Raw genomic sequence first — 22,081 nt, 5'->3', positions numbered from 1 at the left:
CCCTAGGTTAGGGGCACATATGGCAGCGCTGATTACGGGCGCGGCCGCACCGGGAGGTGAAATGCTGACGAAATCGACACATAACCTGAAGGATGTGGGTGGCGGTCTATTGCGCCCGTTGAACCAATCCGAACTCAAGCTGGCGCAGGTCGACCTTCAGGATATCGGCAGACACGAACCGGCGGTCGCGGCGATGCTGAAGGCAGGTGGTCCGCTATCCGACTTCATCGCTGCGGTACTGACGCTTTCGCCCTATCTTCGCGAGATTGCCAATATCGACAATGCGGTTCTCGCTGCTGCGATTTCATCGCCGGTCGAGCCGCAGATCGAAGTGCTGATCGCTGAGGCGCGCGACTGCTGGAAGCCCGAAGACGGGATTTCTCCTGCCGAATCTGCGGTCATGAGCCGATTGCGGATCATCAAGCGGAAAATGGCGTTTCTCGTCGCTCTCGCCGATCTCGCTGGTCTCTTCGACGGGCGGCAGACGACGGCTTGGCTGAGCGCTCTGGCCGAAGCCTCGGTTAAAGCCGCGATCGACCATCTGCTGCTGTCTGCCCATGAGGCCGGCAAACTGCAATTGAAGGACGCCGAAAATCCGAGCGAAGGTTCCGGTCTGGTCGTGCTCGGGATGGGAAAGCTCGGCGCATCGGAACTGAACTATTCGTCCGATATCGATCTTGTGGTTTTCTTCGACGAGCATGCCGGCATCGTGCCTGATCCGGATGATGCGATCGACATCTTTCCGCGGATGATGCGGCGGCTGGTGCGAATCCTTCAGGAGCGGACGGCCGACGGATATGTTTTCCGTGCCGATCTGCGCCTGCGTCCCGATCCCGGCTCGACGCCGCTTGCGATCCCGGTCGATGCCGCGATGATCTACTATGAGGGGCGCGGTCAGAATTGGGAGAGGGCAGCCTTCATCAAGGCGCGGCCCGTTGCCGGGGATATGAAGGCGGGAGAGGGGTTCGTGCGCGGCCTTGCGCCCTTCGTCTTCCGCAAATATCTGGACTATGCGGCGATCGCAGACATCCACTCGATCAAGCGGCAGATCCACGCGCACAAGGGCCACGGCGCGATTGCGGTCAAAGGGCACAATGTCAAGCTCGGTCGCGGCGGCATCCGCGAGATCGAATTCTTCGTGCAGACCCAACAGCTGATCGCCGGCGGGCGCATGCCCGCGCTGCGCAGCCGCGGCACGGAGGAAACGCTTGCCGAACTGACCAAGGCGAAATGGATCGATGCAGAAACGCGCGATGAACTGACGGAGGCCTACTGGTTTCTCCGCGATGTGGAACACCGCATCCAGATGGTGCGCGACGAGCAGACGCATTTGCTGCCGGAAACAGAGGCCGATCTGAAGCGCATTGCCTTCATGATGGGCTTTACGGATACGCCAAGTTTTGCTGAGCGGTTGGTGGAGGTGCTGCGGACCGTGGAGCGGCGCTATGCGCGGCTCTTCGAGCAGGAGACCAGGCTGTCGACCGATACCGGAAATCTGGTGTTCACGGGCCAGGCCGACGATCCGGATACGCTGGAGACGCTGAAGAAGCTCGGCTTCAAGCGTACGTCCGATATTTCCCGCATTATCCGCACTTGGCATTACGGCCGCTATCGCGCGACGCAATCCGTCGAAGCACGGGAGCGGCTGACGGAGCTCGCGCCGGAGCTGCTTCGCGTCTTCGGCGAAAGCAAGCGAGCTGACGAAGCGCTGCTGCGCTTCGACAGCTTCATTTCCGGCCTGCCGGCCGGTATTCAGCTTTTCTCCCTGCTCGGCAGCAATCCGGCGCTGCTTTCGCTGATCGTCAACATCATGTCCTCGGCGCCAAAGCTTGCAGACGTGATCGCCGCCAAGCCGCACGTCTTCGACGGCATGCTCGATCCGGGACTGATGGCGGAGCTGCCGACGCGTGACTATCTCGGCGAACGTTTGAAGGCATCGCTGGCTCAGGCGGGCCACTACGAGGAGGTCCTGGACCGGCTGCGCATCTTTGCGGCCGAGCAGCGCTTCCTGATCGGCATCCGGCTCTTGACCGGCGCCATCAACGGGCTGATGGGAGCGCGCGCCTTCACCCATCTGGCCGACCTTGCGATCGAGGCCGCGCTCGATGCGGTCAGGCAGGAAATGCGGGCGGCGCACGGCGATTTTCCCGGCGGCAAGGTCGCCATTGCCGGCATGGGCAAGCTTGGCAGCTTCGAGCTCACGGCGGGCTCCGACATCGATCTCATCCTGCTCTACGACTATGACGATGCCGCTTCCGAATCCGACGGCGGGAGGCCATTGGATGCCGCGCGTTACTTTACCCGCATGACGCAGCGGCTGATCGCGGCGTTCTCGGCGCCGACCGCCGAAGGCGTTCTCTACGAAGTGGACATGCGGCTTCGCCCCTCGGGAAATAAGGGTCCGGTCGCCACGCGCATCAGGTCTTTCGAGAAATACCAGCGCGACGAGGCGTGGACATGGGAGCATATGGCGCTTAGCCGCGCCCGTTTGATCTGTGGTGATCACAGCCTGATGAGCGAAGCGGAGCAGATTATCCGCGATGTGCTCTCAAAGAGACGCGATGCCGCAAAGGTGAGCCGCGACGTCGCTGAGATGCGCGAACTTATCGACAAGGAGAAAGCGCCGGATGGCATCTGGGATCTGAAACTTATCGCGGGCGGCGTGATCGATATCGAATTCATCGCCCAATATCTGGCGCTGATCGCGCCGGCCAGGAACGTCACGGCGAAGATCGGCGGGATGAATACGGGTGAGGCGCTGAAGACGCTCGGGGCGAAGCTCATGCCGGCGGCCGACCTCGACCTTTGCCTGGAGGCGTTCTCGCTCTATACGGAGCTGTCGCAGCTGATCCGGCTTTGCATCGATGGGCCTTTCAATCCCGCCGAGGCGCCGTCCGGGCTGACCGAACTGGTGTGCAGGGCAGGGGATTGCCCGGACGTCAAGACGCTTGAAGGCGAGGTCAAACGGCTTTCGAAGGCTGTCCGGAAGATATTCCAGACGACTGTGAATTCCTAACGCGCTCCGTCCGGAATGCGGAACGAGACGACGGTGCCGATCGCCTCACGCGAACGGATGCGCATCTTGCCGTCGTGAAGTGCCGTGAGCGAGCGGGAGATGGCGAGGCCGAGGCCGGAACCGCCCTTGCTCTTGGCATATTGGCTCTGAACCTGCTCGAAAGGTTGGCCGATCTTGGTGAGCGCTTCGTGCGGGATGCCGATCCCGGTGTCGGCGATCGTGACGACGACGCCTGCCGCATCGCGGCGGGTGCGCAGCGCGATACGGCCGCCGTCGTTGGTGAACTTCACCGCATTGGAGAGAAGGTTGAGGAGGATCTGTTTCATGGCGCGGCGGTCTGCCGTCAGCGTCATGCCATCACAAACGCGCTGCTCGATGACGATGTTCTTCTGAGCCGCCGGAATGGCGGTGAAGCGCAGGCTTTCCTCGATCAGCGGCGCAAGATCGATCTTCTCGCGGTGTAATTTCATGTGCCCTGCCTCGATCTTCGACATATCCAGGATATCGTTGATGACGTTGAGCAGGTGCTTGCCGCTGTCATGGATGTCGCGGGCATACTCGTCGTATTTCAGTGAACCGAGGGGGCCGAACATCTGGTTTTGTAGAATTTCGGAAAAGCCGAGGATGGCGTTGAGCGGCGTGCGCAGCTCATGCGACATGTTGGCAAGGAATTCCGACTTCGCCCTGTTCGCCGCTTCCGCGCGTTCCTTCTCGGCCTGGTAGTTGGCGTTTGCGACCGAAAGAGCGGCTTTCTGACTTTCGAGCGTCTGACGCGATGACTTGAGGTCGCCGATGGTCGCGATGAGACGCCGCTCGGATTCGCGCAGGCGCTCCTGGTTGCGCTTCAGAAGCGTAATGTCGGTACCGACCGAAACCATGCCGCCGTCGCGGGTGCGGCGTTCGTTGATCTGCAGCCAGCGCTCGTCGGCAAGCTGGACCTCGGTCGTGCGCGAATGGCCGGCGCCATCGGCATTCGCCATGCGGCGCTCGATGACCGGCCGGGCGGCTGCGGCGTTGACCACGCTGCGCTCGGTGCCCGGAACGAGGACGCTGTCGGGGAGTCCGTAGGCCTGCTGGAAGTGGGCGTTGCACATCACCAGGCGGTCATTCTTGTCCCAGAGAACGAAGGCTTCCGACGTGCATTCGATCGCATCCGCAAGGCGCTGGTCGGCCTCGGCGTAGCGCTGCGCGAGGCGATGCTGCTCGGTCACGTCCATCGCGATGCCGATCATGTGGACGCGGCCAGAATTGCTGCGGATCATCTGGGCGCGCGCGCGCATCCACACATAGTGGCCGCCGGCATGGCGCATGCGGAAGATCTGGTCGACCTGGCCGGAACTGCCCTTGGCGATCGAGCGCGCGATTTCGTGCAGCCCACCGTCTTCGGGATGCATCAGCCGTGCCGCGTCGCCGAAGGAAATCGATTTGTCGGAAGCCGGCAGGCCGAGCATGCCGTACATCGAACGCGACCAGAAGAATTCGCGGCTGTCGAAATCGAAATCCCAAAGCCCGCAGCGGCCGCGCGAAAGTGCTGTCTCGACGCGTTGGTTTGATTCGACGAAGATCTCGTCGGCGTCCCGGGCGCGCTTGACCTGCATGTAGTAGGCGTAAAGGATCACCAGCAAGATCGAAGAAATGCCGGCAAACAGCGTCACGTTGAGCGTCAGCTCTTCGCGCCAGAGCCTGCCGACCTCGTCCAGCGAGGTTGCTGCGATGATATAGCCGCCGGTGCTGCCGACCAGGGTGATTTCGGCGTAATGCGGATTGCCGCTGATCGTCGTCTCAATGACGCCGGCCCGATCCCCGAAGCGGCGGATGGCCGAAACCTCGGGAAAGAAATCGCCGGCATTCGATCCGACATAGGCAAGGCCCGCGGTGGACGCGGCGAAGACTTTGCCGCTCGTCTGCACGAGCAGAATGAAGGAGCCGCTGCCGAGACGGTCCTGTGGCAGGAATTTCGCAAGTTTCGCTTGGGCTTCGGCGGCTCTGCCGTTGTCGAAGAGATCGCTGGAATCGGCAAATACGGCCGCGGCGGTCGCGGCCGAAAGTGCGGTCGCATGCCGGGCGGCTGCGCCCATGCGGGCATATTCCGACATCATCCCGAAAAGATGCGAGGCTGCGACGACGGCAAGAAAGGCCACGATCAGTGCCGGGATGGCGCGCTTTAGGATGACTTCGGTGTGCGGAAGGCGGTTTGCTATCGGCTTGGAGATCGCCGCGGTGCGGTTGGAGGCATTGCCGTGCCAGGCACGAAGCCCCTCAAAATCAACCCGCAGCCGCCCTCCGGCCGCAGTTGCCCGCCGCACGTTCATCATCACTAGCCTTGATCCCTCGTGCGATTCGCAGCGCCGCTCGCTCGAACCTCACTCAATGAATCATTACTGATTCGCCGTGTCCAGAGGGAAAGGTAAAAATCTGTTAACTATCTATAAGTGCTGATTTTTCGCCGAGACGTTTCGAAGCGCCGCAGGGTCGCGCGGCGCCTGTGGCGAGCAAATCACCCCTTCAACGTGCGCTCGACGATGTCGCGCACGTCCGTCGAAAGCGCCGGTGCGTGTTCGATCTCCGTCAGGGCAGCCCGGGCCAAACCAGCGCGCACCGGCTCCAGCGACCGCCATGAACGCATGGATGTGAGGATGCGGGCGGCAAGCTGCGGATTACGCTGGTCGATATCGAGAATCTCGCGCGCCAGGAATCGATAGCCTTCGCCATCGGCCCGGCCGAAGCCGGTGGGATTGGTGAAGGCAAACGTGCCGACAAGGGCGCGAACGCGGTTCGGATTGGTGCGCTTGAAGAGTGGACTTTCCATCAGCTTGCGGACCCGGTCGAGCGCGCTGGGGCCAGGGATGGTTGCCTGCACGGAGAACCACTTGTCGATGACAAGGGCGTTCTCCGCGAAATGGTCCCGGAATGTTGAAAGAGCGGTGATCGCTTCATCGCTTTCGGGAAAGCGGTGAGCCAGGACCGTCAGCGCGTGCAGCCGCTCGGTCATGTTGTTGGCGGCGTCGAACGCAGCCTTGGCGCGTGCTGGGCCATTTTCCACATAGGAAAGGTAGGTCAGCGCCGCATTGCGCAGCGCCCGGCGGCCAGCGCTCTTTGCGTCAGGGCTGAAGTCGCCCGGCGTTGTCATTTTCTCGAAGAGGCCGGTAAAGATTGCGATGCCACGATCTGCAATCTGCTTCATGACGGCCTGGCGCCCGGCATGGATCGCGTCCGGATCGTTGTTGCTGCCGAGTTCGCGGGAGATGTCGGATTCGCTCGGCAGGGCGAGCGCCTGGGCGCGGAAGGCGGGCTCAAGGCTCTCGTCGGCGGCAGCATGAAGCAGTGCATCGATGGAGGTCTGTTCGCAGGCAACCGCTTTGCCTTCACGGGCATCGCGCGCTGCCTTCAGCAGGTTCGGCAACGCCAGATCGGTCAGCGCCTGCCAGCGAGCGAAATGGTCCGTCTCGTGACGGGCGAGCAGCGCGAGGTCGGCGGGGCTTTGGTCGAGATGCAGGTTGATCGGCGCCGAAAAGCTGCGGTTGATCGAAACGACCGGCCGAGATCCGATTCCATGGAGAACGGCAGTCTGCGTTCTGCCGATGAGATGCAGCACCTCTCCGGTAAATTCGGCTCCCTCGACGGAGGCCGGCTCGATCTTGCCGCCGTTCTCGCCGAAGAGGGCAAGGCTGAGCGGGATATGCATCGGCTTCTTGTCGGTTTGGCCCGGCGTCGCCGGAACCATCTGCTCCAGTGACAGGCTGAAGGTCTTGGCGGTCGCATCGTAGCTGCCGGAGGCGGTGACGAGCGGCGTGCCGGCCTGGTGGTACCAAAGCGAGAACTGTGCAAGGTCGCGGCCGCTCGCATCCTCGAAGCACTTGACGAAATCCTCGATCGTGACCGCCTGTCCGTCATGGCGATCGAAATAGATGTCCATGCCCTTCTTGAAGGTCTCCTTGCCCAGCAAGGTGGCGATCATGCGGGTGACTTCGCTGCCCTTCTCGTAAACCGTTGTCGTATAGAAGTTATTGATTTCCCGATACTTCGTCGGACGAACCGGGTGGGCGAGAGGGCCGGCGTCTTCCGGGAACTGTTCCGACTTCAGATGCCGGACCTCGGCAATGCGCTTGACGGGACGCGAGCGCTGATCGGACGAGAATTCATGGTCGCGATAGACGGTCAGGCCTTCCTTGAGGCAGAGCTGGAACCAGTCGCGGCAGGTAATGCGGTTGCCGGTCCAGTTGTGGAAATATTCATGTGCGATGATTGCTTCGATATTGGCGTAGTCGGCATCGGTTGCGGTTTCCGGATCGGCGAGAACGTATTTGTCGTTGAAGATATTGAGGCCCTTGTTCTCCATCGCCCCCATGTTGAAGTCGGAAACGGCGACGATCATGAAGATGTCGAGATCGTATTCGCGTCCGAAGGCCTCCTCGTCCCACTTCATGGAGCGCTTCAGGGCGTCCATGGCATAGGCAGCACGCGGCTCCTTGCCGTGCTCGACATAGATCTTCAGTGCGACCTCCCGGCCGGACATCGTCGTGAACGTGTCCTCGATGACGCCGAGATCGCCGGCGACGAGCGCGAAGAGATAGCTCGGCTTCGGATGCGGATCGAACCAGGCCGCGAAATGCTTGCCTTCGCCATAGCCGGCGCCGCCGAGGAAGTTGCCGTTGGAAAGCAGAAGCGGATTGGCGGCCTTGTCGGCGATGATGTTGACAGTATAGGGCGCCAGGACATCCGGACGGTCTGGGAAATAGGTGATGCGGCGGAAGCCCTCGGCCTCGCATTGGGTGCAGTAGATGCCGCCGGTGCGGTAGAGGCCCATCAGCTGGGTATTGGCTTGCGGATTGATGATCGTCGAGATCGTCAGTTCGAAGGGGTCGGCTGCAGGAAGGTTGTAGACGACCAGGCTATCGGCTGTCGCCGTATATTGCTCCGCTGGCATTTCCATCTGGTCGAACAGCAGGCCGGAAAGTGAAAGCTCGTCGCCGTCGAGAACAAGCGGCGCCTTCGGATCGGCACCTTCGCGGCGATGGAAGATCAATCGCGCTTCGACTTTGGTTTCTGTGGGATCAAGCTCGAAGGTCAGGTCCACGCGTTCGAGAACGAAATCGGTGGGGCGGTAGTCTGCCAGATTGATGACCTGGCCCGTGTCTGTACGCATAGTGTTCCCTGAAGACCTTTATCGATATGGGCTGGGACAGACGCGAATGCTCTGCCGTAGGTTTTGCAGCATCATCACATTAAAGTCTGAACTAAACTTAAAGCGAAATGGAGGGAGTGCAAGTTTTGATGGCCGCAATTGGCGGAGATGCTTGGATGACCAGCGGACGAGTGTGCACTATCTGAGATTGAGCGCGGCCCTTATGGCAGCATCGTCTTCTGTCTTCTGGACGACGACGCCGTGCCACCCGAGACCGTCATAGTCTTCGTATCCCAAGGTCTTCGCAAAGGCGACGATCGATCCGTTGTTGTCGTAGTAGCTGCCGCGGGATTGGCCTGTCTGATTTTGCAGCGCGAAGTGCGTGAAGAGAAGCGCCGGATTGCTTGCGGCGATGATCCTGCTTGCGCCATCGAGTAGCATGACGGTCGTCTTTTCCGCGACCTGCGGCGGCAGGTTGGCCTCTTTGTCGACGATCGCCTGCCCCTGGCTCTGCCAGTCGAAATAGACACCGAGCGTCCCGACGATCGCCCCGTCGACTTTGCCGCCGTCGCGGACGCCGGTGGCATAGACAAGCGCGGTCCGGCCGTCGTGCAGCGGGCTGGGGCGGACCTCGTCGACGATGTAGTCGTCGCCGCACTTGCAATGCGCCGCCGCCTGGAACCAGGCGGCGCCGGCAAGCGAACGGTTGGTGACTTTGCGCTGGAACTCGGGATTTGCCGAGGCGACGATACGCCCGGAAAGATCGGTCAGCACCAGATCAAGATAGACCGTGTAGAACCGGTTTATCACGCCGAGCCGCTCGGAGGCGAATCTCGCCTTGTCGCTGCCCGGCTCCTGCAGGGCCTGCCACAATGCGGTATCGGTTGCCCACCATCGCACGTCAGCCGTCCGTTCGAAGAGGTTGCGCACGATAAGCTGGACGAGGGTTTGCGCAAGGTCCGTCAACCTCACGCCTTCCATCTCGTTCACCAGCGATTCCGCCATCGTCCGCGACAGCCCGATGCGGCCAAGGACGTTACTCTCGAATTTTCCCGCGATATCGCTTGCAACCTGCGCCAGACGCTGCACCTCGTTGGCAACGACGGCAAAGCCCTTGCCGGTCTCGCCCGCGCGAGCGGCCTCGATCAGTGCGTTGATCGCCAGCAGCTTGATCTGCTTCACCACATGCGTGTTGGCTAAACTGAAACGCTCAAGATCGGTACCGATCCCTTCCGTCACAATGCGCATGGAACGCGGCGTTGCGGCCTGCTGTGTCTGATCGCTTGTCTTAAGCGGCATCATGGAGGTGATCCTGGCAACAATTGAAGTGGCGGTCATGAAGATGGGCGCTGCGATATTGATGAAATCAATGCGAGCTTATGGTTTTCAAAAGATTAAGAGTTGAAATGTTCAACAAACCTTTTTTGGGCATATCTCATCTGTGCTGATTTTTTGTGCAGTTGTGCGCTCAATGCGAGGAAGCTGAATGCGCTGGGTTCTTTTTTCACTTTTGGCCTGTTCTTCGGGCGCAGCGCCTGTCACAGTCATGTTGCGTCGAGTCTGACGTATTTCCCCGCTTCAAATAACTGGTGCGCGAGTTTCTGACATGCAGTCGGCTTTCGAAAACCCGATGAGAGGAATCCTGATGAAGGTCTCATCGGTGGTGGTCTTCCTCGGCATGCAGACCTTCATCAAGCTCGCCGGTTCCGATGTCGCGCCGGGCCAGGTGACCTTCTATCGCTCCTTCTTCGCGCTCTTCCCGATCATGGGTTATCTTGCTTATCGCGGACAGTTGCGGGCGGCCATTTATACGGCAAATCCGATTGGCCATCTGAAGCGGGGCACGATCGGCATCCTTTCCATGGGCTTCGGCTTTTACGGCCTACTGCATCTGCCGTTGCCCGAGGCGATTGCGCTCGGCTATGCGACACCCTTGGTCGCTGTCATATTCGCGGCAGTCTTCCTCGGGGAGACGGTCAGAATATACCGTTGGAGTGCGGTTTTCTTCGGTATCATAGGCGTTGCCATCGTCTCATGGCCCAAGCTTACGCTTTTCAGGCAGGGCGGCATGGAGGCAGAGCAGGGAGTCGGGGCGTTGTGCGTCCTGATGTCCGCTGTGCTTGCCGGCATGGCGATGATCCAGGTCCGCAAGCTCGTCGAAGAGGAGAGGACGGCGACAATCGTTCTCTATTTCTCGATGATCGCATCGCTCTTCTCGCTAGCGACGCTGCCGTTCGGCTGGGCCTCGCTCGATCTTAACACGAAGTTTCTCCTGGTCTGCGCAGGCTTTTGCGGCGGCGTCGGGCAAATCCTTCTGACGGAGAGCTACCGTCACGCTGATGTGTCGACAGTGGCGCCGTTCGAATACACGTCGATCCTGCTTGGCGGCATTGTCGCCTATTTCGTGTTTGGCGATGTCCCGGGCGTCCATATGATGGTCGGAACGGCGATCGTCATCGCAGCCGGCATATTCATCATCTACCGCGAGCATCAACTCGGGTTGGAACGCCGCAAAGCCCGGAAAGCCGGAACGCCGCAGCCCTGATCGGATCAAGGCAGAAATCCGCCCGCCGGTTGTCCTACCCGGCCGGGACGGCACTCGCGAAATTTAAGGATACCAATCGGCCCCCAATTGTGGTTTCTAAATATGACGAAACTTCATTTATTCAAAGCCTTGCATGTCTGATTGGTCGCTGATGCCGGATCCTGGTCCCCGTCCTTAGCTGCTCCGAACGCTGGCTTGCGAGCGGGACGCCCATGAAATTTACGGCAGAAGAACTGGCGCGGCACCCTGATTTTCTGCTCAGCATCCGTCATCTGGCCGGAACCTTGCGCGGCATGTTCCAAGCCGGTCCGCGTCTTGCCCGTTTGCTCACCTCCCACCAACGCTGGCTCCTCACACAGACGGCCTATGCTCTCGCCATGCAGTACGATCCTGGCGATCCCTCTTCGGGTTTTTCCGCAGTTTCGCTGACGACGCTGATAACACAACACAAGGTCGCGAGCCGCAACACGGTTTTGAACTTCATCGAAGAGCTCTTCACCTATCGCTTCATTACCTATGCGCCGGGCGAAGAGCGCCGCCGCCCGCGCCATTTCGAGCCGGCCGAAGTCAGTAATCAGGCAATGTACGGCTGGCTTCTCGCCAATCTCGCCGCCCTCGACATGTTGGACCACGGCGATCGCGCCGGCTACCTGCAGGCGCATCCGGAGCTTCTTCGGATTGCCCAGCCGCTGGTTGCCCGCAGCTGCCTCGAAGATACCGCCTGGCGGGAGCCTCCGGAGCCAATTGCTCTCTTCCTTTGGACGGAAGCGGGCGGTCTGGTAGTGGACCATCTCATGGCACGAATTGACCTTAACGGTGCCGACACGGATCGGTTCGACGTTGGCCGCGTCGAAACGCGCAACCTGGCCGGCGATTTCATGATGTCGCGAACGCACCTGCAGCGCCTTTTTGCAAAGGCAGTGCAACAAGGCTGCCTTGGCTGGTACGACGAGCCCAGGAAGACGCAGTTATGGGTGTCGCGCGATTTCGTCAGGGAATATTGCGGCTGGCAGGCTGTCAAGTTCGCCTATGTCGAGGACGCCTTTCACGTTGCCCGGGCAAAACTGGAGGGTGTGCCGGCCAAGGTGCTGGCGCAAGCTTAAAGCGCGATCGCCGCGATTTCTTTGACCAGCGAATCCGGCTTGGCGATAGAAAGTTCGCGCTGATACTCCTTCGCGGCGCACACGGCAGCGCGGATATGCTCGATCGTGTCGATATTGCGCAGAAGCGAAACGAAAACTGCAGACATCACAAAACTCCGATCGCGCGCCCGAGGCCGGGCCCAGGGCTTATCTCAGTATTCCTGGAAATCCACGAAGATTGCGGAGGGCCGCGTCGTGCGGCCGCCGATCCCGGTCCCACGGGCGATCATCTGCTCGTTGGTCGCAAAGCCCAAGCGGCTGTAGCCTTGCGTGGTGCGAGCCGGATCACTTGCCAGACGGAGGGTTTCAAACCCGCAATGTATAGGACGAAAACTTGCGTTCATTGCCTTGGTTCCTGTCAGATTCCTCCCAAGACAGACTATATATTGCAGTGCAGCATCGATTCTGCAATGCGCCAAAATAGGATACAGCCATGCCGGAAATGCATGGGTCGTTTCATCAAAACTTAATATCTGTCTATTTTCTAATCAGGTCGAGCGACTTAAGCCGTGCCTGAAATGCCAGGAGATCACTCCAAGCCAGCCGCTTGTTGATCGGCGCGGTCAGGAGATCCTGCGGGTGCAGCGTCGCGATTGCCGGTATCGTCAGCGTCCCGGCTCCGATCTCATTCCACTGCCCACGCAGGCCGTGAATGGTGTCGTTCTCGCCGAAGAAGAAGCGGGCGGCGAAATTGCCGAACAGCAGGATTACCTTCGGTTCGGCAAGGGCGATCTGGCGTTCGATGAAGGGACGGCAGATTTCCATCTCGGCGACAGAGGCGACACGGTTGCCTGGCGGGCGCCAGGGAATGACCTGCGTCAGAAGAATGGCGTCGCGATCGAGCCCAATGGCCGCCAGCATCCTGTTGAGAAGTTCTCCCCCGCGCCCGGCAAAAGGCGTGCCCTCACGGTCATCGTCGGCGCCAGGTGCCGAGCCGATCACCATAATGCCGCTAGCAGCGTTGCCCGTCGCAAAGATCGTCGAACGTGCACTGTGCTTGAGATTGCAGCCGTTGAAGGCCTCGATCGCGGTTTTGAGCTCGGCGAGCGATCGCGCACTCTCGGCCGCAAAGCGCGCGTGCTGCACGGCTTCGCCATCAGGAATGGCAGGCTGCGGCCGAGGGGATGCGCGCTCAGCCGGCGTTGCGGCTTGGCGTTGCGCCGCCGCCGGCCGCTCGGGCTGGGTCGGGCTTTGCGGAGGAGCGGCGGCGTTGCGCCGCGCTGCCTTTATCGCCCCGAACTCGGCGAAGCGGTCGACAGCCTCCTCCTCCAGCAGCCATTCGACGCCGGCTTCTGCATGGAAATACAAAAGCGCGGCAAGCTCGGCCGGAGAAAGTTCGTTGACGGAGACCATGCGGCGACCTTAGCGAAGTGGCAGCAGCAATGAAAGGGCAGGTGCCGTGCTCTGCGGCTATTGCACAGTCCATTGCGCGATGTCGTCGCGTTCGCCGATCAGCGCAAGCCCGTGGGCAATGGAGAGGAGCTCGCCGCCGGTTTCGATCTTGCCGGCGTCGAAGCGTTCGGTGAAGATGCGGCGGACGGCAGGCACGAAGGATGTGCCGCCGGTCAGGAAGACCTTATCGATTTCGCCGGGCTTGGTTTCTGTCTTCTCCAGAACGTCGTCCAGCGTGCCTTCGATACGAGCCAGATCCTCCGCGATCCAGCTTTCGAAGTCCTTTCGGCAAATGATGCGATGGCCACCGCGGCCGAGCGGGCCGAAATCGAATGGTGCTTCGTCTGCCGAAGACAGTGCCATCTTGGTGGCGGAGATCGCCTGATAGAGCGGATAGCCCTCGTCGTGATCGACGAGATCGACGAAGATCTCGAGCTTCTCCGGTTCGAGCGCCGTGCGGACCAGTTTCTTCAGATCCTCGAATTCGCGCGAGGTCTTGAAGATAGAAAGCTGGTTCCAGCGGCCAAAACTCGAATAATAGTTCGACGGCACCTCAAGAATCTTGTCGAAGCTTTTGAAATGACTCCCCTTGCCGATCTGCGGCGCGACGATGTTGTCTATCATCCGGTAGTCGAAGTGATCGCCCGCGACGCCGACGCCCGAATGGCCAACCGGCGTTGCCGTGAGTTTGCCGGCAACGGTTTCGAAGCGGATCAGCGAATAGTCCGTCGTGCCGCCGCCGAAATCGGCCACGAGCACCGTCGCGTCCGACTTCAGGTTCTGCGCGAAGTAGAAGGCGGCGGCAACCGGTTCGTAGACGTAGTGGATTTCCGGAAAACCGAAGCGCAAGAGCGCTTTGTTGTAGCGTTCGGTTGCGAGCGCCGGATCGGGATTGGCGCCGGCGAAGTGCACCGGCCGCCCGGTAACGATGCGCGTCACATCTGTCGACCAGTTTTCGCCCGCATAGGCGCGCAGCCGCCGGATGAAGACCTCCATCAGGTCTTCGAAGCTGTGGCGCTTGGCAAAGATCAGCGTGCCCTGGAAGAGGGCGCTTGCCGCAAAGGTCTTGATTGACTGGAGGAAGCGGCAATCGCCGGGATTGTCGATGAACTGGCGGATCGCCGCATGCCCGGCCTCGACCTTCAGGGCCGATGTGCCGAGCTGCGGATCCTTCATGAAGGAAAGAGCCGTGCGCATGCTTTCGGCCGTGCCTTCCGCGCTGGTGAACGCCATAGAATGCGTCGTCCCGCCATTGGCCGTGGCGAGAACCGTGTTCGTCGTGCCGAAGTCGAAACCCAGCGCCTGAGCCATGCCCGCACCTCTTCATGCCGATTGTGATTGAGACCGGAGTCGTGCTCCGCATGAAGGACGCACGCGCGCCCGGAATTTAGGAGGCGCGTGATGCCACAGAGGGGCGACACATTCAAGAGGGAAGGCGAGGGTCGTTGTGCCAATCTGGTGGTGGCCGCCTTGGCCCCGCGGCAAAGAGCATATGACGCGCTGGTTTGCCCGCTTTTGCGACGTCGAGAAAGGCGCGTCCTCTCTCCCTGCTGGTGCGGAGAAAGTTAGGGTGGGAGGCAATGCGCGAAAGCCCGACCAAAAGATCACTCCGCCGCGATCGCCGTCGGCTCCTCTTCGTCCGGCATCGGCTTCTTTCGCTGCCAAAGCTTTTGAAGCCAGCTGTTCAGCCGGCCCATTTCGATGAAAATAACGGGTGTAATGAAGAGTGTCAGAGCCTGGGAAACAATGAGGCCGCCGACGACGGCGACACCCAAAGGCTGGCGCAGCTCGGAGCTGGCACCGGTGCCGAGCGCGATCGGAAGAGCGCCGAGAAGCGCACAGAAGGTCGTCATCATGATCGGCCGGAAGCGTCGCACGCAGGCCTCGTGAATGGCCTCCATAGGCGACATCGATGTGGAGCGCAGGTTCTCCAGCGCCACGTCGATCATCATGATCGCGTTCTTCTTCACGATGCCGATCAACATCAGGAGGCCGATGAGCGCGATGAGCGAGAGGTCGAAGCCCATCACCTTCAGAGCCAGAAGTGCGCCCAGAGCGGCGGCCGGCAGGCCGGACAGAATGGTGAGCGGGTGGATGAAGCTCTCGTAGAGAACGCCGAGGACCACATAGATCGTCAGCACCGCGGCGAGGATCAGAAGCGGCGTGTTGCCTTGCGACTGCTCGAAGATCTGCGCCGTACCGCCGTAGGACGTGAAGACGTCCGCCGGCATGTTGATGTCCTTCTTGATCTGATCGATCGCGGCCGTTGCGTCACCCAGCGCCTCATCGGCAGGTAGGTTGAACGAAACCGTTGTCGAGACGAGCTGACCCGTCTGGTTGATCGTCACCGGTCCGGTGTTTCGCTCGACCCTCGCGAAATTCGACAACGGGACCAGCGTGCCGTTGGTTGAGGCGACCCGGATATCCTGAAGCTTCTGATCGTCCCAGGGCTTGTTGGTATCGTATTCGACGATGACGTCGTAGCTGTCGCCGGTGGATTGGATTTGCGCTGCCGTATAACCGCTGAACGATTCCTGCAGGGTCGTGCGCAGCTGGCTGTTATCGATGCCGAAGGCGGCTGCCTTTTCGGAATCGACGACGATATTGGCCTGCAGCGCGTTGTTCTGCGCATCGGTTGTCACGTCGGTGAAGCGCGGATCGCCGCGCATTGCCTGCTGGATTTTATTGGCCCAGAGATTGGTCTGGTCGGCGCTGAGTGCCTGAACGACGAGCTGATACTGGCTTGCGGTCTGACGACCGCCGAAGCGCAGGCTCTGCTGCGGCGTGATGAAGGCTTGCAGGCCGGGCACCTTGCCGATGCTGGAGCGCAATTCGCGCAAGGTCTGGTCAAGCGGCGGACGCTGCGCCTTGTCCTTCAGCTCGACATACATCGTGCCATTGTTGAGCGGGCTGCGCGCATTGCCGCCGACGATTGACATGACGTGATTGACCGCCGGATTCTGTTTCACGATCGCGGCGGCCTCGTTCTGCAAGGCGACCATCGCCGGATAGGAGATGTCCTGGCGTGCTCTTGTGGAGATGTTCAGCCGGCCGATGTCTTCGGTCGGGAAGAAGCTGGAGGGCAGCGTCATGAACAGATAGGCGTTCAAACCGATCGAAGCGAGGAACAGGCCAAGGATCGCAGGCCGGTGGCCGAGGCACCACGCAACCGCCCGATCGTAACCGCTGAGCGTGCGTTCAAAGCCCGCATCGAACCAGCGGACGAAGAGGGGCGGGGTGCCCTTGCCGCTGGAAAGCCGCGAGCCGAGCATCGGCGTTACCGTCAGCGAGACGATGGCGGATGCGACGATCGCCAATGCGACGACCATGCCGAATTCGTTGAAGATGCGGCCGACGACCCCGCCCATCAACAGGATCGGGATAAAGACCGCAATCAGGGAGACCGACATCGAAATGATTGTGTAGCTGACCTCGCCGGCGCCCTTGATCGCCGCATCGAGGACCGGCATTCCCTCTTCGACATGCCTAAGAATGTTTTCCAGCATCACGATCGCATCATCCACCACGAGGCCGACCGCGAGCGTCAATCCGAGAAGCGAGATGTTATCGACGCTGTAGCCGAGCACGTACATCATGCCGAAGGTCGAGATCAGCGAGAGCGGAACGGCAAGGCCCGGAATGACCGTTGCGGTCAAATGGCCGGTAAAGAGGTAGATAACGAGCACAACGAGGCCAATCGTCAGCATCAGGGTGAACTTTACATCGGAAATCGCGTCGCGGATCGGCTTGGCGGAATCGTTCATGACCTTGGTGGTGACCGACGACGGTATCTCGGCATGCAGCGTCGGCAGTTTGGCGTTGATCGCATCGACGACCTCGACCGTGTTCGCATCCGGTTGGCGCTGGATGGCGAGGATGATGCCGCGGTTGCCGTCGTACCAGCTGCCGGTATTCTGGTTCTCGACGCTGTCTTCCACCTTGGCGATGTCGCCGAGATGAATCGGCGCCCCGTTCGGGTTTGCGATCACCAGCGAGCGGAATTGCGCTGCGTTGGTACGCTGCGTGTCGGCGTTGATCGTCATGCTCTGCGCGTCGTTCTGCAGCGTGCCGACCGGCACCTGGCTATTGGCGGCGCTGATTGCCTGGTTGACCGTATCGATGCCGATGTTGCGGGCAAGCAGCTTGTTGGGATCGACCTCGACGCGGACGGCATAAGTCTGTGCGCCGAACACGGTCACTTCGGCCACGCCGGGCAGGGTGGAGAGCGACGGCGAGATGATGTCTTCGGCGATTGCGTCGAGCTTGCTGCGCGGCATCGTATCGCTCTGCACGGCAAGCAGCATCACCGGCGCGTCGGCCGGGTTTGTCTTGCGGTAGCTCGGCGGCGTCGTCATGTTGTCCGGCAACTGCCGGGTCGCATGCGAGATTGCGGCCTGCACGTCGGCCGCGGCCGCATCGATGTTGCGGTCGAGGTCAAACTGCAGAATGATACTGGTATTGCCGAGCGAATTTGTCGCGCTGATCTCGCTGATGCCGGGGATGGTCTGGAACTGCTTGATCAACGGCGTTGCAACCGAAGTCGCCATGGTCTGCGGCGAGGCGCCGGTGAGGGCGGCCGAGACGTTGATCGTCGGGAAGTCGACCTGCGGCAAGGCCGCGACTGGCACAAGCCGGTAACCTGCAAGACCTGCAAGGACCACGCCGATGGCGAGAAGGGTCGTCGCAACCGGCCGCCGGATGCAGAAATTCGGGATCATTGTTCTGCCTCCGCCGCCAGGGTTTCGGACTGGTGAGCCGGCTGGTCGGCGGAGGCGACGTTCAGCGCCTTGTCATCGAATTGCTCGTCGACATGCTGCTGGTCGGCAAGCTGCGCCTGTCCCTCGATGACGACGTGATCGCCTTCCGAGAGCCCGGCGGAAACGGCAGTGAAACCGCCGTTCTCGCGGGCGACCGTGACGGGCGTCATCTGCACCTTTTCATCCTTCACGACATAAGAAAAGAACCCGTCGGCGCCGGGGCTGACGGCGACGGTCGGTACGACGACCTGCTGTTCTTTATTGTTGAAGTGAACGACGAGATTGACGGATTGCCCGGGCCAGAGCGCGCCGGTCGCGTTTTCGAAGCGCGCCTTTGCGAGGATCGTGCCGGAAGCAGTGTCGACCGTATTGTCATAGAAGCTGATCGCGCCGCGGCGCACGCTGCCCTTCGTCGAGTCCGGTGTGGTCGTGACCTCGACGGGTCCGGTGGCGAGCGATAGCTTCAACTGGCGCAGATCGCGTTCCTGCAGATGGAACTTCACATAGATCGGATCATATTGGGCAATCGTCACGATCGCCGTTCCGGCACCGACGAAAGCTCCAGGGCTGACCGCGATGTCGCCAAGGCGGCCGTCGAAAGGCGCGCGGATTTGCGTGTGTTCGAGTAGAACCTGATCGGAGGCGAGCGAGGCCTTGTCGGCCTCGACGGTGGCGGCAGCCGTGTCGCGAGCGGCCTTGGCCTGGTCGTAGCTCTGCTGAGTGCCGGCCTTTTGCGCCAGGAGATCGGCTGCGCGTGTCAGAGCGGTTTCGGCTTCCGAAAGCGTCGCTGTGTCTCGGATGATCGTCGCTTTATCCTTGTCGACCGCCGCTTGCGCCGGCCGGTCGTCGAGCTTGACGATCAGGTCGCCTTGCTTGACGGTGGCGCCGTCGGTCGCGACGATCGAGGTGACAAGGCCCTGTTCCTGCGCGGCGATCGTGGTGGTGTTGTCGGCTTCCGCCCAACCCGAGGCCGTGACGTCTCGAGGCAGCACTGTCTTTACGGCGGCGACCGTTTTCACGAGCGTCGGGCCGCTGCCTCCCCGCCGGTTATGCTGCCCGCCGACTTGCTGGTCCGCTTGCGCCTTGCCGCCTTGTTGCGCAGGCGCCCTGACCAACTGCGAGACGTACGGAAGCTGGTCGACGAAGGGAACCCTTTCTCCGAATTGCCAAATGCTGACGGCCGTAACAGCAATAATGCTGAAGGTGATCCAAAATTTCTTCATGTGTGAGACCGGTCTTGACGGGTTGCGCGAAGTTTCCGGTCCGGATTGAGCCGCCCGCATTGCGGCGCGAAAAAGACATAATCCGCCAGCCGCAATCACTAAGTGGTTATAATGGCTTAAATTTTCGTAATGATCAGCGTGACGCCCATCTCGCGTTTACGGTCAAACCGAACGCGCCGCACCGCCGTCGCAACGGACCAGTGAGCCGGTGATGTAGCTCGCTGGTTGGCTGCAAAGGAAAGCGGCGGTTGCTGCGAATTCTTCCACCTTGCCATAGCGGCCAACCGGAATGCGCGCTTCCTTGTCGCTGCGGACGTCTTCCATGCTTTTGCCAGTGCGCTTGGCAGCCGCGCCATCAAGCTCGTCAAGGCGTCCGGTGAGGATACTGCCCGGCAAAAGCAAATTGGCCGTCACGCCGTGGCTTGCGACTTCCGAGGCGAGCGTCTTCGACCAGCCGGCAAGGGCAGGGCGCAGCGTGTTGGAAAGCGCTAAATTGGCGATGGGCTCTATGACACCAGACGAGGCGACGGTAAGGATGCGGCCCCAACCTTGCGCCTTCATGCCGGGAAGCAGGGCGTTGGTCAGTGAAATGACGCGCAGCACCATCGAGAAGAAATAAGTCTCGAGCTTCTCAGGCGTCATGTCCTCGGTCGTTCCGGGGGTCGGGCCGCCGGTATTGTTCACCAGGATGTCCAGGCCGCCGAACTTTTCGTTGACGGCCGCAGTCACCGTCTCGACGAATTTCTCGTCAGACAGATCAGCCCAGATCCAGTCGGCCTTGCCGTTGCCCTCGGCGTTGATCGCCTTGCAGTTCGCCTCCAGCTGATCACCGCTGCGGCCACACAGAAGCACGTTTGCGCCTTCGCGTGAAAGTGCGACCGCAATGCCATGGCCAAGCCCGCGCGACGAAGCCAGAACGAGTGCGCGTTTGCCGTTGATTCCGAGATCCATGATGTCCTCCAGATGCTTCGGCTTCTGTATAAGGCGCAGCCGACGGAAAAGGGAAGGGTGCTTCTGGCTCTCATTCACCGAAGAATAATTGACGTTAACGTAAGCGTTATATAATCTTGCGGTGGAGGGGATAATCATTGTGCGAATTGGAGGATCGGCTGTCGCTTCCCGGCTCGACAATGCTTTACGGTTTTGAGAAGACAATGACCCGACAAGGGATTATGGCCGCGTGGGCGGCCGAGCGGAGACGGATGAATGACCGAGACGACTGAGCTGCCCGAACGCGAAAGCATGGAATTCGACGTGGTGATCGTCGGCGGCGGGCCTGCTGGCCTGTCTGCCGCCATCCGGCTGAAGCAGGTCAATCCGGAGCTTTCCGTCGTCGTGCTGGAAAAGGGTGCGGAAGTCGGCGCGCATATCCTGTCAGGGGCCGTCGTCGATCCGATCGGCATCGACCGGCTGCTGCCGGACTGGCGCAGCGAAAGCGACCATCCCTTCAAGACCGAGGTGACCGCCGATCATTTCCTGGTGCTCGGCCCGGCCGGCTCGGTCCGCCTGCCGAATGTCTTGATGCCGCCCTTGATGAACAACCACGGCAACTACATCGTCTCGCTCGGGCTTGTCTGTCGCTGGCTGGCGAGCCACGCCGAAGCGCTTGGCGTCGAGATCTATCCGGGCTTTGCCGCAACCGAGGTGCTCTACAACGACGAAGGCGCGGTCATCGGTGTTGCCACCGGCGACATGGGCATCGACAAGAGCGGCGAGCTTGGGCCCAACTATACCCGCGGCATGGCGCTTATCGGCAAGTACACGCTGATCGGCGAAGGCGTGCGCGGTTCGCTCGCCAAGCAGCTGATCGCCAAGTTCGACCTATCGAAAGGCCGCGAGCCGCAGAAGTTCGGCATCGGCCTCAAGGAGCTCTGGCAGGTCAAGCCGGAGCACCACAAGCCAGGCCTGGTGCAGCACTCCTTCGGCTGGCCGCTCGGCTTCAAGACCGGCGGCGGCTCGTTCCTCTATCATCTGGAGGACAACCTCGTGGCCGTCGGCTTCGTCGTTCACCTCAACTACAAGAACCCTTATCTCCATCCGTTCGAGGAGTTCCAGCGCTTCAAGACCCATCCGGCGATCCGCGGCACCTTCGAGGGGGCCAAGCGGCTCTCCTACGGCGCCCGCGCCATCACCGAGGGCGGCTACCAGTCGGTGCCGAAGCTTTCCTTCCCCGGCGGGGCGCTGATCGGCTGTTCGGCGGGCTTCGTCAACGTGCCGCGCATCAAGGGCAGCCACAATGCCGTGCTGTCGGGCATGCTGGCGGCCGACAAGATCGCCGCGGCAATCGCTTCGGGCCGCGCCAATGATGAAGTCGTCGAGATCGAAAGCGACTGGCGCAAGAGTGATATCGGCAAGGACTTGAAGAAGGTCCGCAACGTCAAGCCGCTCTGGTCGAAGTTCGGCACGGCGATCGGCGTGGCGCTCGGCGGTCTCGACATGTGGGTGAACACGTTGTTCGGCTTCTCCTTCTTCGGCACGCTCGGCCACGGCAAGACCGATGCCGAGAGCCTGGAGCCGGCCGCCCAGCACCAGAAGATCGACTATCCGAAGCCGGATGGCGTCTTGACCTTCGATCGTCTCTCCTCGGTGTTCCTGTCGAACACCAACCACGAGGAAGACCAGCCGGTCCATCTACAAGTCAAGGACATGGCGTTGCAGAAATCGTCCGAGCACGACATCTATGCCGGACCCTCGGCGCGCTACTGTCCGGCCGGCGTCTATGAATGGGTGGAGAAGGACGGCAAGGACACCTTCGTCATCAACGCCCAGAACTGCGTCCACTGCAAGACCTGCGACATCAAGGACCCCAATCAGAACATCAACTGGGTCCCGCCCCAGGGCGGCGAGGGGCCGGTCTATCCGAATATGTGAGGTCGAGCAG

The 22,081-nt window shown here is 61.0% G+C and carries 14 protein-coding genes; 4 read left to right on the top strand and 10 right to left on the bottom strand.

Features of this window, described 5'->3' with window-relative positions; all coding sequences use genetic code 11:
* Positions 1 to 61 precede the first annotated feature (61 nt).
* Positions 62 to 3,016: a bifunctional [glutamine synthetase] adenylyltransferase/[glutamine synthetase]-adenylyl-L-tyrosine phosphorylase gene (locus BLP23_RS01620; protein ID WP_092583259.1), complete on the top strand. Its 2,955-nt coding sequence runs from the start codon at positions 62 to 64 to the stop codon at positions 3,014 to 3,016.
* On the opposite strand, the gene BLP23_RS01615 is transcribed toward BLP23_RS01620, so the two are convergent.
* The 3 genes from BLP23_RS01615 to BLP23_RS01605 form a co-directional block, all read right to left on the bottom strand.
* Positions 3,013 to 5,331 (bottom strand): PAS domain-containing sensor histidine kinase, encoded by a 2,319-nt coding sequence (locus BLP23_RS01615; protein WP_092583258.1) that lies wholly within the window; start codon positions 5,329 to 5,331, stop codon positions 3,013 to 3,015. The genes BLP23_RS01620 and BLP23_RS01615 overlap by 4 nt on opposite strands.
* A gap of 182 nt (positions 5,332 to 5,513) precedes the next feature.
* Positions 5,514 to 8,162, bottom strand: coding sequence for an aminopeptidase N (gene pepN / locus BLP23_RS01610; RefSeq protein WP_092583257.1), 2,649 nt, complete (start codon positions 8,160 to 8,162; stop codon positions 5,514 to 5,516).
* A gap of 177 nt (positions 8,163 to 8,339) precedes the next feature.
* A complete protein-coding gene (locus tag BLP23_RS01605) occupies positions 8,340 to 9,443 on the bottom strand; it encodes a methyl-accepting chemotaxis protein (RefSeq protein ID WP_092583256.1) in 1,104 nt (367 codons plus the stop codon).
* Between the two features lie 304 nt (positions 9,444 to 9,747).
* Between BLP23_RS01605 and BLP23_RS01600 the strand changes: the two genes are divergently transcribed.
* Positions 9,748 to 10,686: a DMT family transporter gene (locus BLP23_RS01600; protein WP_092583255.1), complete on the top strand. Its 939-nt coding sequence runs from the start codon at positions 9,748 to 9,750 to the stop codon at positions 10,684 to 10,686.
* 212 nt (positions 10,687 to 10,898) lie between these two features.
* Positions 10,899 to 11,789 (top strand): hypothetical protein, encoded by an 891-nt coding sequence (locus BLP23_RS01595; RefSeq protein WP_167363815.1) that lies wholly within the window; start codon positions 10,899 to 10,901, stop codon positions 11,787 to 11,789.
* Here the strand turns inward: BLP23_RS01595 and BLP23_RS33550 are convergent.
* From BLP23_RS33550 to BLP23_RS01565, 7 genes are all read right to left on the bottom strand, one after another.
* Positions 11,786 to 11,935, bottom strand: coding sequence for a hypothetical protein (locus BLP23_RS33550; RefSeq protein WP_167363814.1), 150 nt, complete (start codon positions 11,933 to 11,935; stop codon positions 11,786 to 11,788). The two genes, BLP23_RS01595 and BLP23_RS33550, sit on opposite strands and share 4 nt — an antisense overlap.
* Before the next feature lie 45 nt (positions 11,936 to 11,980).
* A complete protein-coding gene (locus BLP23_RS01590; RefSeq protein WP_022714581.1) occupies positions 11,981 to 12,172 on the bottom strand; it encodes a hypothetical protein in 192 nt (63 codons plus the stop codon).
* A 133-nt stretch (positions 12,173 to 12,305) separates the two neighbouring features.
* Positions 12,306 to 13,181, bottom strand: coding sequence for a uracil-DNA glycosylase (locus tag BLP23_RS01585; protein WP_092583254.1), 876 nt, complete (start codon positions 13,179 to 13,181; stop codon positions 12,306 to 12,308).
* 57 nt (positions 13,182 to 13,238) lie between these two features.
* Positions 13,239 to 14,531, bottom strand: a complete 1,293-nt coding sequence (locus BLP23_RS01580; RefSeq protein WP_092583253.1) for an Hsp70 family protein — start codon at positions 14,529 to 14,531, stop codon at positions 13,239 to 13,241.
* Between the two features lie 293 nt (positions 14,532 to 14,824).
* Positions 14,825 to 17,938 carry an efflux RND transporter permease subunit gene (locus tag BLP23_RS01575; protein ID WP_092583252.1) on the bottom strand — a complete coding sequence of 1,038 codons (3,114 nt, stop codon included), beginning with the start codon at positions 17,936 to 17,938 and terminating at the stop codon, positions 14,825 to 14,827.
* The gene (locus BLP23_RS01570) at positions 17,935 to 19,200 is read right to left on the bottom strand and encodes an efflux RND transporter periplasmic adaptor subunit (RefSeq protein WP_092583251.1); all 1,266 of its coding nucleotides are present in this window, start codon (positions 19,198 to 19,200) and stop codon (positions 17,935 to 17,937) included. Before BLP23_RS01570 ends, BLP23_RS01575 begins: the two co-directional genes overlap by 4 nt.
* A gap of 162 nt (positions 19,201 to 19,362) precedes the next feature.
* On the bottom strand, positions 19,363 to 20,151 hold the full coding sequence (locus BLP23_RS01565; protein ID WP_092583250.1) for an SDR family oxidoreductase: 789 nt from the start codon (positions 20,149 to 20,151) through the stop codon (positions 19,363 to 19,365).
* A gap of 255 nt (positions 20,152 to 20,406) precedes the next feature.
* Between BLP23_RS01565 and BLP23_RS01560 the strand changes: the two genes are divergently transcribed.
* On the top strand, positions 20,407 to 22,071 hold the full coding sequence (locus BLP23_RS01560; protein WP_092583249.1) for an electron transfer flavoprotein-ubiquinone oxidoreductase: 1,665 nt from the start codon (positions 20,407 to 20,409) through the stop codon (positions 22,069 to 22,071).
* Positions 22,072 to 22,081 lie beyond the last annotated feature (10 nt).

It is taken from the genome of Rhizobium mongolense subsp. loessense (assembly GCF_900099775.1).
Classification (GTDB): domain Bacteria; phylum Pseudomonadota; class Alphaproteobacteria; order Rhizobiales; family Rhizobiaceae; genus Rhizobium; species Rhizobium loessense.
The sequence above is the reverse complement of the archived record's forward strand: the minus strand, read 5'-3'. Positions and strand labels throughout refer to the sequence as shown.